The organism is Shewanella mesophila, assembly GCF_019457515.1.
Classification (GTDB): Bacteria; Pseudomonadota; Gammaproteobacteria; order Enterobacterales; family Shewanellaceae; genus Shewanella; species Shewanella mesophila.
Map to the genome: position 1 here is coordinate 2,191,641 of NZ_CP080421.1, position 12,112 is coordinate 2,203,752.

Annotated in this window: 12 protein-coding genes; 3 read left to right on the forward strand and 9 right to left on the reverse strand. The window is 42.7% G+C overall.

Features of this window, described 5'->3' with window-relative positions:
* Nucleotides 1–89 precede the first annotated feature (89 nt).
* Complete coding sequence (ansA, locus tag K0I73_RS09625; protein ID WP_220060936.1) at nucleotides 90–1,103, forward strand: asparaginase; 1,014 nt, start codon at nucleotides 90–92, stop codon at nucleotides 1,101–1,103.
* 66 nt (nucleotides 1,104–1,169) lie between these two features.
* Here ansA and K0I73_RS09630 read toward each other — a convergent pair whose 3' ends face one another.
* From K0I73_RS09630 to K0I73_RS09650, 6 genes are all read right to left on the reverse strand, one after another.
* Complete coding sequence (locus K0I73_RS09630) at nucleotides 1,170–1,451, reverse strand: YeaC family protein (protein ID WP_220060937.1); 282 nt, start codon at nucleotides 1,449–1,451, stop codon at nucleotides 1,170–1,172.
* Nucleotides 1,448–1,765 carry a zinc ribbon domain-containing protein gene (locus K0I73_RS19145; protein ID WP_258405161.1) on the reverse strand — a complete coding sequence of 106 codons (318 nt, stop codon included), beginning with the start codon at nucleotides 1,763–1,765 and terminating at the stop codon, nucleotides 1,448–1,450. Before K0I73_RS19145 ends, K0I73_RS09630 begins: the two co-directional genes overlap by 4 nt.
* An 11-nt stretch (nucleotides 1,766–1,776) precedes the next feature.
* Nucleotides 1,777–2,904, reverse strand: coding sequence for a M14 family metallopeptidase (locus K0I73_RS09635; protein WP_220060938.1), 1,128 nt, complete (start codon nucleotides 2,902–2,904; stop codon nucleotides 1,777–1,779).
* Nucleotides 2,905–3,032: 128 nt separating this feature from the next.
* A complete protein-coding gene (locus K0I73_RS09640; protein WP_220060939.1) occupies nucleotides 3,033–3,713 on the reverse strand; it encodes a response regulator transcription factor in 681 nt (226 codons plus the stop codon).
* A 145-nt stretch (nucleotides 3,714–3,858) separates the two neighbouring features.
* Nucleotides 3,859–5,628: a DUF885 domain-containing protein gene (locus K0I73_RS09645; protein WP_220060940.1), complete on the reverse strand. Its 1,770-nt coding sequence runs from the start codon at nucleotides 5,626–5,628 to the stop codon at nucleotides 3,859–3,861.
* Between the two features lie 107 nt (nucleotides 5,629–5,735).
* A complete protein-coding gene (locus K0I73_RS09650; protein ID WP_220060941.1) occupies nucleotides 5,736–7,673 on the reverse strand; it encodes a RecQ family ATP-dependent DNA helicase in 1,938 nt (645 codons plus the stop codon).
* Between the two features lie 201 nt (nucleotides 7,674–7,874).
* On the opposite strand from K0I73_RS09650, the gene K0I73_RS09655 reads away from it, so the two are divergent.
* Nucleotides 7,875–8,615, forward strand: coding sequence for a substrate-binding periplasmic protein (locus K0I73_RS09655; RefSeq protein WP_220060942.1), 741 nt, complete (start codon nucleotides 7,875–7,877; stop codon nucleotides 8,613–8,615).
* On the opposite strand, the gene K0I73_RS09660 is transcribed toward K0I73_RS09655, so the two are convergent.
* Nucleotides 8,599–9,477, reverse strand: a complete 879-nt coding sequence (locus K0I73_RS09660) for an endonuclease/exonuclease/phosphatase family protein (RefSeq protein WP_220060943.1) — start codon at nucleotides 9,475–9,477, stop codon at nucleotides 8,599–8,601. The two genes, K0I73_RS09655 and K0I73_RS09660, sit on opposite strands and share 17 nt — an antisense overlap.
* Nucleotides 9,478–9,581: 104 nt before the next feature.
* Here K0I73_RS09660 and cls point away from each other — a divergent pair, with 104 nt between their 5' ends.
* Nucleotides 9,582–11,036 (forward strand): cardiolipin synthase, encoded by a 1,455-nt coding sequence (cls, locus tag K0I73_RS09665; protein WP_220060944.1) that lies wholly within the window; start codon nucleotides 9,582–9,584, stop codon nucleotides 11,034–11,036.
* A gap of 119 nt (nucleotides 11,037–11,155) precedes the next feature.
* On the opposite strand, the gene K0I73_RS09670 is transcribed toward cls, so the two are convergent.
* Both K0I73_RS09670 and K0I73_RS09675 read right to left on the reverse strand, forming a co-directional pair.
* A complete protein-coding gene (locus K0I73_RS09670; RefSeq protein WP_220060945.1) occupies nucleotides 11,156–11,500 on the reverse strand; it encodes a zinc ribbon domain-containing protein YjdM in 345 nt (114 codons plus the stop codon).
* A 176-nt stretch (nucleotides 11,501–11,676) separates the two neighbouring features.
* Nucleotides 11,677–11,868 carry a ribbon-helix-helix domain-containing protein gene (locus tag K0I73_RS09675; protein ID WP_220060946.1) on the reverse strand — a complete coding sequence of 64 codons (192 nt, stop codon included), beginning with the start codon at nucleotides 11,866–11,868 and terminating at the stop codon, nucleotides 11,677–11,679.
* Nucleotides 11,869–12,112 lie beyond the last annotated feature (244 nt).

Genomic DNA, 12,112 nt, shown 5'->3' on the forward strand with positions numbered 1-12,112 from the left:
AAGATCAAAAGCCCGTAAATACGGGCTTTTTTATTCACGTTATCCCCAGTATAATCTCGCCAAACTCTGCCCCAAAAGCAAAAATAATCATGAGTAAACGTTCCATCTATGTAGCCTATACAGGCGGCACCATAGGCATGCAAAAAACCGACAATGGTTTCGCTCCAGTTCCAGGCTTTCTTACCGACTGCGTTAACGCAATGCCTGAGTTTTTCCATAGCGAGATGCCCAATTTTGTCATCAGCGAATATCAGCCCTTGATTGACTCATCCAACATGGCACCAACCGATTGGCAGATGATCGCAAACGATATCAAGGCTAACTACGATAAATATGATGGTTTTGTCATTCTTCATGGCACAGATACTATGGCCTTCACCGCGTCGGCACTCTCCTTTATGCTGCAAGGCCTGACCAAGCCAGTGATCGTGACAGGTTCACAAATACCTTTGGCGCAACTGAGATCGGATGGGCAGACCAACCTATTAAATGCCTTATATATCGCGGCTAATTATCCCGTAGCCGAGGTTTGTTTGTTTTTTAACAATAAGCTCTTTAGAGGAAATCGGACGACCAAAGCCCATGCCGATGGGTTTGATGCTTTTGCCTCGCCAAATTTTCCCATCCTGCTAGAAGCGGGGATAAAAATTCGCATGAAGGCAGGAAAAATATGCACCTCAAACGAGAATACCTTAGAGGTCGCTAATATTAGTCCCCAACCGATAGGCGTGGTTACTCTCTACCCAGGGATCACAACACAGATTATCGACAATATTTTACAGCAACCCGTAAAAGCATTGATTTTGTTGACTTACGGTGTAGGGAATGCGCCGCAAAATCCAGAGTTACTCGAATGTTTAAAACGCGCAAATGAGCGTGGCATCATTCTGATTAACCTCACTCAATGTATGCAAGGTAAAGTGAACATGGGCGGCTATGCGACAGGCAATGCATTGGCAAAAGCTGGCGTTATCAGCGGATATGATATGACGACAGAAGCGGCACTAACTAAGTTACACTACCTACTTTCCACCAATTACTCATCGGCGCAAGTACGCGATATGATGCAGCGCGATCTTTTTGGTGAGTTAACCGAAGATTAATAAAAAGCCCCTTAACCTTATTGGTTAAGGGGCTTTTTAATGTCTAATTATTATACCGCCTAACTATCACAGCTCTTGCTCTTTAAAAGCGGCAATATTTTCGCCTTTAAATTGCTTTTTAAGCTCGGCTTTTGATAGTTCGTTCAAGCCACCCCGACTATTGATGGTAAAATGATCCGTCTGGTTTAAGCGTCGCGCTTGATAAAGCATCACCAATTGCAGAGTCGAATCTTTCTGCTCTTGAGACAGCTCACTACCATCTTGCCACTTGCCTAACTCAACCGCACTAAGCAACCTTTCATAAACCTCATCAGGCATCTCATCGATGACTTTATTAATATCACTCATATACTTTTCCGCTTATGTAACACGATACGAATTCTTGTAATTAGGTAGCCTATAAAGCCAAAAACAAAGCAAACACCAGCGATGTTCGCTCTCATCCCCTCGGCAGGCTCACCGCCCCAAAACCAAATAAATACGCCTGCTATAAAGAGTGTCATAGCAAAGAAACTTTGGTTCATTAACTGATTACTACGCTTAATATGGGTTATCCGGTTTAGTGAGTCGTTATCTGAGCTGTTCTTAGCAGAACAGTGCGGGCAGCTCTTGGCTAAACTGGATATGCGTTTATTGCAAATGGGGCATTGTACCAACGCCATTTCGCTATCCCCTATTTTATATCGTTAATGACAACAAGCATTGCCAATAGCGACGCTTCACCAAGATAAATTGAACGCTCTGGTGACCAACCTGACATAGGATCAAGCATATTGGCATTGTCTTTAAAGGGCATCTCTAAGGTATTAGACAAACAACCAAATGTGTCAGCAACCCAATTTGACGCAACGGTGAGATTAGCTTTGCCTGGCTCATCTTTATCGTAACCAAACTCATTTTGAAAGTCTGCACTCGCCATTAGTAGTGCATTGACAAATTTGTCTTGAAGCTTTGCCATATCGTCACTATAACTCGGCACGCCTTCACATCCCGCTAAAAAGACATAAGGTAAACCTTCGTCACCATGCACATCATAATAAAGGTCGACGCCAGTCTCCTTCATCTTATTCACCACATGATAAACTTCAGGGCTCTTTTCCAACGATGGTGTTTGCCATTCACGATTGAGGTTGACGCCTACCGCATTGGTGCGTAAATGACCACGAACACTACCGTCTGGATTCATATTAGGTACGATATAGAAATTGGCCTTGTCGAGCAGCGCTTTCGCCGTCGGGCTATCACTATCGAGCAAATTGTTAAGTAACCCTTCGACCAACCACTCGGCCATTGTTTCACCCGGGTGTTGACGTGCAGTGATCCAAATATTGGCTTTGTCTTCGTCACCATTACCCACTTTAACTAAGGTGATGTCTCGTTCATCGAGAGTAAGACCTAGATGCTCAAGTGATACTAAGGGATGCACTTGAACCGCACTCAGTAAATCTTGATGGCGTTCATAGCTGTATGGTGCAAAGTAGGCAATTTGAATGGCATCGCAGTCGAGCTCAACCTCGATCGTTAACGTGCCATCTTGATAGCGGGTCGGTAAGCGAAACCACTGCTGTCTATCGTAGGTCGCCGCGGCTTGATAATCTTCCCAGCCCTTTGTGTACGATGCACTGCCAGCATTAATGATATTGAGGGTATAACGTTGGCCAACCGTGCCCTGTAGTTTAAAGTTAAACCATTGGAAAAACTCTCCGCCTTGGTCAGGTCGTATGGCCAGTTGTACATCATCAATATTATCTTGGTTAATGACTTCAATATTTCCGCCATCAAAATTGGCACTGATCTGCATATCCATTTCCTTCATTAGTTTCTATCTCAGAGAACTAAGCTCTGTTAGTGCCCCTAGGATAAACTAAATCAGCAAAGTTTCGCAGTGAATAGAGAAAAAAACCATTGAGTCGTGCTGAAAACATTATTCTAAAACGAAAAACAGTAACCTTGGCCTCGAACTGTGTTTATCCAAGTTTTAGGCAATGCCGTTTGAGCTAGTTTTTTGCGTGTATTACTGATGTGCATATCTAGATTTCGGTCAAATTGCCCAAGCTCCTTCTTTAACACACTCATTTGCAACTCCGCTTTAGGTACGACTTGGCCCTTACGCTCAAACAAGTATTTAAACAGATTAAACTCTGTCTGAGTCAAGATGACTGAGCGCTGATCAAATTTAACGAGACACTCTAACTCACTAAATTCGACATCTTTTATCATGAGTCGCTCGGCATCCACAAGATCCGTTTTTGCAATATCAACCCTACGTTTTAATGCCGCTATTCTCACGGTTAACTCCCTAACACTAATCGGTTTAGATATAAAATCGTCTGCGCCCAACTCAAAACCTTTAATCCTTCTATCTTCAGTATCTGTCGCAGAGACAAGAATGACCGGCAGATTATTATTGCGATGCGCTAGAAACTGATAGCCATTCATCGTCGGCATATCAACATCAAGAACGATAAGATCTATTGCTCGCTCGGCAATTATATTTATCGCTTCAAAGCCGTTACCCGCACAAACTATGATAAATCCCTGAGCTTCAAGCGCACCTTGTAGTACGTCCCGAGCAATGGGATCGTCATCGACTAACAACACCCTTTTCATCTGCCAACCTTAATGAAAACAATTATCATTTAGATTACATCGTTTAATTAACGCTGACTAGTGTTTTTATGTTGGTAGGCTAAAAATGAGTCGTGGTTCAAATAAAAAGGGCTGCAAATGCAGCCCTTAACCAAGTATTTTGTGATTATTTGGCTAACATAAGTTGGCGCACATATTTAACTGGCGCGCTACCGTAGCTTAAAAAGGTTTCATGAAATCCCTTTAAGTCAAACTCCTCACCTTCCATCCCTTTCAGCTCTTCCCTAAAATCATAGATCTCTCTATATCCTGAGTAATAGCTGGTAAGCTGAACTTGACTCAGGGTTGCCCGGCGCCATTTACCTTCAGCCTCAGCCTGTTGCTGGAATGCCTCTTCTGTCATCAACTTAATGGCTTCATCTTCAGTCATGCCTTTAACTTGAATACTGTAATCGAGGATCGTATTAGCGATAACGCGTAGATTCCATTTGTAATACATCAACCACATTTCTGGCTCAAAGTCACCATAGCCCTCTTCTAACATCATCCGTTCGGTATATACCGCCCAGCCCTCAACCATAGCGCCATTGCCAAATAGACTCTTCACTAAACTCGGGGATTCATTAGAGTACACCAGTTGAGTATAGTGCCCTGGTATCGCCTCATGAATATTGAGCACCTGCAAGATCCAGTGGTTATATTCACGTAAATAACTCTCGGCAGACTCATCGCTCATGCCGTCAAGCGGCGTTACATTGTAGTAGGTGTTACTCGACTTTTCGTAGGGACCAGGTGCACTTATCGATGCGCCAGCGAAGCCTCTCATATATTCAGGCGTTTCTCGAACCACCAAAGGTTTTTTAGGATCTAGCGTGACAAGTTGTTTATCGTTTACAAACTTAACCAACTGTGGAATTTGTGCCCTTACTTCATCGACAAAATCCTCACGTTTTACGTGTTTAGCAGACAGCTTGTCGATGAGTTGACGCGTAGCAACATTGCTTTGTTTCGGCATCGGCGTCGTAAAATACTTTGGCCAAAGCTGCTTAGTGATCTTCGCCATCTCTCCCTGAACATGAGCCTTATCGGCGAGGGCTTTTTCATATAGTGCTTTTGCCGTCATACCCGCTTGAATATCGAAGGCAAATTTTTGCTCATACAAGTTCTCACCAATACGAAAACTGCGAGCGCCCTCTTTCTGCAACTTATTCTCAAGCGACTCTAGCCAATCTACGTGAGACTTAATTGCTTTAGTTGCTAAATCAAAACGCTCATTAAACAGTTGCTTTTCTGATGCTGTGAGCCCGGATTGACTCACGGTTTCTAGCAATTTATCTGAAAATACCGAAAACGCCCCCTTATTTTGCATCACTGCCAGTTGGGTGTGCTCGAGCGTGGGGTCTGATATATTTTCTCTTGCTGCAGAATAATATGCAGGGACGTTTTCCATTCGTCCTAAGAAGGCACGTAAGCGATCATCTAGCGGTGCAAAATCTTCATTGATAATTTGCGCAAATCCGCCCGCCACATTGTAAGCAGACGGATCCCATTGCCATGATCTAAATGTGTTAATATCCCATTGATCTCGTAATAACAGGTTTTCGATAAGGTGATAATCGATCACCTCTCCTGCCGATAAGGCTTGCGTATCAAACTGCTTAAGTAGCTGCAGCTGCGTTTCAATAAATTGTAGTGATTTAGCACGATTTACCGCGTTAGGCACCTTAAGTACGGCATCATACTTATGATAACCGCTATACAATGCCCAAGTCGGCGATTCTTGCCACAAGGAATCGATAAATTGCTGTGAAAACTGTACAAAACTCTGTTGCTTAACTTCAGTCGATGGCGTCATCGATGTCGCTGATTGAGTTTGACAGGCCGTCAAACCACCGAGCGCAATTAAAATAGTTGCCGCGAGAAGAGATTTTTTCATTTTTATGTCCCTGATCGATATCTGTTTTTATTGTGTGTCAACTAACTCGCTAGTAAAGCATGTTCACGGCTAAAAATCAGCTCAAGCCGGAAGCCTGACAAGCTTTGTTACAAACTCGCATCAAAATGGTGTTCACACCAGTGTCTAACCTCTGCAAACGGATAGGATTCAAGGGCTGCAAATGAGCGAACACGGCGCATTTTCAATTGAGTAAATAATGGCGTGGTTAAACCGCAAAGCGCTCTCGCCAACATGTTCGCATCGGCCAGTTGAGACCCAGTTAACTGAACAATTAAATCATGACATAAGGATGAGAAGTCGAGCAGGCTTAATGGTGTAAGTGTGCCACTACTTGGCAGTATCGCGCCGCCTTCAATACATACAGAGCAATGACCGCAATGTTCAGGCACTTGAGGATCTGAAAAATACTCGGATAAACGCCTAGTAAGACAAGTATCACTTGCTAACAGATCGACCATAGCCTGAATTCTGGCTATCTCACTTTGCTCTTTAATCAGGAACTTCTTCGCCAGCATATCAACAGTTTCATCAATATTTTCGTTTAATACTAACAGCTGGTATACCTCAGTCATCTGCTTTGTTTGCAGCTCAATCAACCCTTTCTCTTCAAAATAATTAATCGCAGAAATAACCCGGCTTCGATCGCTTGGGTAAGCACTGTTAAGTGATTCAAAGTCTATGCTGTACCAGATTTTTGCTTTTTGAGAACTATCGAGTAACGCCTGAACAAATAGCTGCCGCTCACCCGTAAACAGGGTCACCAATTCTGATTCGCTACACAGCAACTTAAAGCGGTATTCGGCGTAATAGCTAAACGAGGGTCTAATAACATTGAGCATCTCTAAATACACGAGCAAGGTTTTTAAACTCAGTAAACGCACATTTGATTGGGTCGATAAGCTGTTTAATACCACTTCCCATTGATTTGAAGTTTGACTTGCTGTCAAAATTTCATTGAGCACATAGGCTATACCTCGTCGATCTGGTGTATCACCATAAACAAAGTTCTGTAACACATTGAGATTATCGGTATTGGCGAGCACTAAACATTCTGCCACTTGACCATCTCGTCCAGCTCGACCAATTTCCTGGGCGTAATTTTCGATCGATTTAGGCAGATCAAAGTGAACAACAAATCTAATGTCTTGCTTATCGACCCCCATCCCAAAAGCGATTGTAGCTACAATAATAGGACAACGCCCCGACATGAATGCTTTTTGAACCTGCTGACGCTTATCACTTTCCATCCCGGCGTGATAAGCTAACGCATTGATGTTCTGTCTGTTTAGCGCATTAGCAACCTCCTCTGCGCTTTGCTGTAATGTCACATAGATGATGCCATGGTGCCCGTCTCGCTTCCCTAGCCAATCAACCAATGTAGCTAACTTATCTTGCGCTTTAACCCCTTGGACATGAAGATTAAGATTTGATCGGTAAAATCCTGTCACCGCAATATCTGCTGGCGCAATAGTAAACTTGGCGCCCATGTCTTGGATAACTTTAGAGGTCGCAGTTGCCGTCAACAAAAGCACTTGAGGAATTGACAACTCTTGTACATATTGAGGTAGCTTGAGGTAATCGGGACGAAAGTTATGTCCCCACTCTGAGATACAGTGTGCTTCGTCAACCACAAGCAATGAGATCGGGATACTTGAAATAAATGCTCTAAAGCGCTCATTGTTAAAACGCTCAACCGAGATCATCAGAATTTTGATCTTACCTTGCCTTACACCACTCATCACAGCCTGACTCTGCTCACGGCTCAGGGTCGAATCTATGCTCGCTGCCGGGATGCCTTTTGCCTGTAAAAATGCCAATTGGTCTTGGATAAGCGCAAGTAATGGCGAAACCACAATAGTTAGATGAGGTAACACCAATGCGGGCAATTGATAACAAAGCGATTTTCCTGAACCCGTCGGAAAGATAGCGGCTGCGCTACGGCCAGATATTATGCTGTTAACCACTTGTTCCTGACCCGCTCTAAAGTGATCAAAACCGAAATATTGTTGGAGAAGTGCTTGCACGAATACCACCTAAATAGAAAACCAATACTAAGACTGCCTAACAGATTGATTAATCGCAAGGCGTGATAGCTATAAACCCAAGTCAGCAATGATGAATACCGGCTCATCTATCAGTATCAACATACTCCTCAGCGAATAAATTGACATTAAACCGCAGCTACCTAAACTGATATTAACACTATGTTTTGGAACATAATGCCTATGAGCACAATGATTAAGCAGAGGCGACATCGTCATTTTTACTCTCTTGTTTGTTGCATTCTTCTCTTCTCTTGCCCCATAGAAGCAGACAAGTTTCCAGATACCATAACCCTAGCGACGCAAGTTTGGCCACCTTATCAACAACAAGAGAATGATATACAAACAGGCTACAGTATCGATGCGCTTAAATGCGTGATGAATAAGATGAACCAAAAGTTCGAGGTATTATTTGTCCCCTGGGGAAGAGCGCAGAATGGGGTAAAGTCAGGAGTCTATGACGGTTTTTTTGCAGCCTCTCAAAATAAATGGCGAGATCAATTCGCCGTTCTCAGCAATACCTTCATCGAGCAACAATGGCGTTTCTATTTCAACAAGGATTACCCTATTCCAAACGATGTGAATCAATGGAAACAAACAACGATTTTCGGCGCACGACGCCATTCAAATACCTATCGGTGGCTAAACAGCAATAATTTTAAAAAAGTAAGGCAGTTTCCATCGATAGAATCGTTAATCAAACTGCTTTCAAACAAACGAATCGATGCAATCATGGAAAACAGCTTGCTCTTTGAAGAAGCGGCTAGACATGGCGAGATCCCACTGACAGAGTTCCAAATACGTGACAACATGCAATATGATCTTGGCATCTATTTTGGAAAAACCTTTCTAAATAACTACCCTCAATTTCTAGACACTTTTAATCGACACACCGAATCCTGTCGATTTAGTCATACTTATTAGACGTTGGCTCAACCAAAAACTTGGCCCAGATAGGATTATGATCTGATGCGTTCGTTTGCATAGAGCTGGCATTTACCAAAATGAGCCCTTTGTAATAGAGATGATCTAGCGGCAAACCGAATACTCGATGACGATGATCAACATGATATTTTGCCTCTTTTAACTTTAATCGCTCAGTCAGTTCTCGAACCAGCTTAACTCGGCCATCACGCCAAGTATTAAAATCGCCACCTAGAATGACTGGCCCTTGATGTATTGCAACCTTCTGCAAAACCCGTTGCCACTGAGTCTGAAATCGGTCAAGTTTCCAATCGAAATTGAGTCCATGCAGATTAATCACGAGCAATTGCTCGCCTGTCGATAATGGATAAGAGGTAATTAATGTTGATTTAGCAAAACGGATCCAAGGTTCTACCGTTTGATAAGCACAGGCATCTCCTGCCTGCTCGGTAGAGATATTCATTACCCCCATGGGAATATTAAGAAGCTTAAACCCCTTAGCCATCACTACATGGCGCTGAGTTTGTGCTAAATATGTTGAAAACCCTCGATTTAAGCGCGCTTCTTGCAACAAAACCAAGTCACTATGCTCTGTTAACTCATGCAGCTGCGATTTCCATTGTGGTTTCTGCTGTTTATATATATTCCATACACTAACGGCTATCTCGCCATGTCTATCTAATGGTGCTAGGTTAGATTGTGACACACACTGAGAAACAAACATCGGTTCTACTTCACTCATCATCACCTCTGGTTCACCGTTGAAGACTGTCACTCCACCTAAATATAGGACGATTAGCAAAATTAACGATATAGTTAAGCCAAATTTAATTTTGTCTGTTTGCAAGAGGTACTCTTTCATCTCAAACCTAAATTCAACATGTGAATAATTACGCTTTTGTTTTTTATATCAGTACAATTAGCATAACAAGCACTAAGATGACGATAAAGGAACTTTAATCATCGATGGAAAACATATCTCAAATTCTTACCATAGCTGGCGTCGTCGTATATTGGCTTATTTTAGCGGGTGTAGCGGTTAGAATCGTCATCAAGCGCCGTACTATTGGGGTTTCTTTTTCTTGGCTTTTAGTGATCTATTTTCTTCCTTTGGTTGGCATTCTAGCCTATTTCCTTTTTGGTGAACTGCATATCGGCAACAGCAGAGCAGCCCGCTCAAAATCAATGTTTAAGCCCTATGGTGATTGGTTCGCTAAACTTTATCGCCATCCAGAGCACCGACCTGAAAGTCAAAGTCATTACGCGGTATCCATTAGCAAGCTTTGCGATAGTCAGCTGACTATTCCGTCGTTAAGTGGAAATAATCTAGAGCTTCAGTACACTCCAACGCAGATATTATCTTCAATCGCTAAAGATATTGAAGCCGCGAAGCACTCAATCAACATGGAATTTTATATTTGGTATCCTGGTGGACTCGCCGATGATATAGCCATCGCACTGATCAATGCAGCCCAGCGAGGCGTTAAGGTCAAACTGCTATTGGATGCGGCTGGCAGTCGTCAGTTTTTTAAGTCCACTTGGCCAAAAAAGATGCGCCATTATGGCATAGAGGTCGTTGCGGCGCTTATCGTCAGTCCGTTACGAATGTTGTTTCGCCGTTTAGATCTGCGCCTGCATCGTAAGATTGTGGTAATAGACAATAAGATAGGATACACAGGTTCAATGAACCTGGTTGATCCCGCATGCTTTAAACAGAATGAAGGTGTCGGCCAATGGATTGATGTGATGGTGCGAATAACTGGGCCTGTTGTACCGATTATAAACACAGTACAAGCTTGGGATTGGGAAGTGGAAACGCATCAGCGTCAGCTACCTCAACCACCCGAAGCGCAAATTGCATCGCTACCCCCCACATCGTTAGTGCAAGTCATTCCATCTGGCCCGGGAATGCCGCAAGAGGTGATCCACAAAGTCTTACTGCAAAGTCTCTATGAAGCTAAACATAGAATTGTCATCACTACGCCCTATTTCGTTCCAAGTGAAAATTTAATTGATGCCCTAACTACCGCGGCATTACGAGGTGTAGAGGTCAATCTGATCATACCAAGGAAAAACGATTCCACCATGGTGAAATGGGCCAGTCGTTCCTTCTTCGGCGAGCTGCTCAAAGCAGGGGTAAAAATTCACCGATTTAATGGCGGATTGCTGCACACAAAGTCAGTCGTAGTCGACGATGAACATTGTCTTATCGGGACGGTTAATCTGGATATGAGAAGCCTGTGGCTAAACTTCGAATTAACCCTTGCTGTAGACGACTCGATGTTTTCAAGAAACTTAGCCCGGGTACAACAAGGTTACATCGATGATGCTGAGCAACTTGAACTTAAAAGATGGCAAAGGAGACCTTTATATAAAAGATTTATAGAACAGCTGTTCTATCTTTTTAGTCCTTTGTTGTAAACGCTTAAGGGTAAGCCATTCTCCACTTTTATGCGTTGAAATGAAACAGCAGCCAACTTAAATTGCAAACAAAAAAATACCTGCACTCGGCAGGTATTTTTAAACGCTCAAAGTCACAATTAGTTTTGCTTCTTCACAAACTGTGATTTCAACATCATTTGGCCATTGCCATCAACTTTACAGTCGATGTCATGGTCAGCATCGACAAAACGATTGATAACGGCTTTAGTACCCACTTTAAGAACCAGTGATGAACCTTTCACTTTTAGATCTTTAATTAGGGTCACTTTATCGCCTTCAGCCAATAGATTACCTACAGCATCTTTTAAGATGATCGCATCTGGATCAACGATCTCTTCGTTTGGGTTCCACTCGTTACCACATTCAGGGCAAATCAATAAAGTGCCGTCTGAATACGCATATGGAGACTCACACTTTGGACATGGTGGGATTGTATCGCTCATCACAAATTCTCTTTAATTTATAAAATATAACAACCAAAACTAACTAGCCGAAAAATACTGATAGACACAATGTCTAAGTATGACGCTAAACGCTGGTCTCAAATGATAATCACATTATAATAAAATTATCATGTTTCAGCTAGCCAACATTTATCATCAACGGCTAAAAATGCAAATTAGCTTTTGACCTTTGGATTATGAGTGGGTTGTTCTTGCCCGTATCCGACATCATGCTGCTCAAGATATCCTCTAATCAACTGACGTACCACCTGTGATGGCGTAAGATCTTGCGAAGCGCAGAGTTGCTCAAATGCTTGCTTTTTACTTGGGTCCATCAGCACTGTAAATCTGGCCGTTTTATTTTCCATCTTCAAACCTAGATTGAAATCATTATCATTTGATTATAATGAATCCTAACTAGCTTGCCTATACATTCACCAAACTATCTCCTCAACATGTTCTCAAATTCCCTAATGCCCAACACATAGTCTGAACAATTATCAACGGGACTAGGCTTTGGATTACAACGGCGCACGGTCTTAAAACGGTAAAAATCCGTAATGGCGGGTATTATGGAATAGATGCTAAGGAGGGGGATGTGTGAAAGTGCCT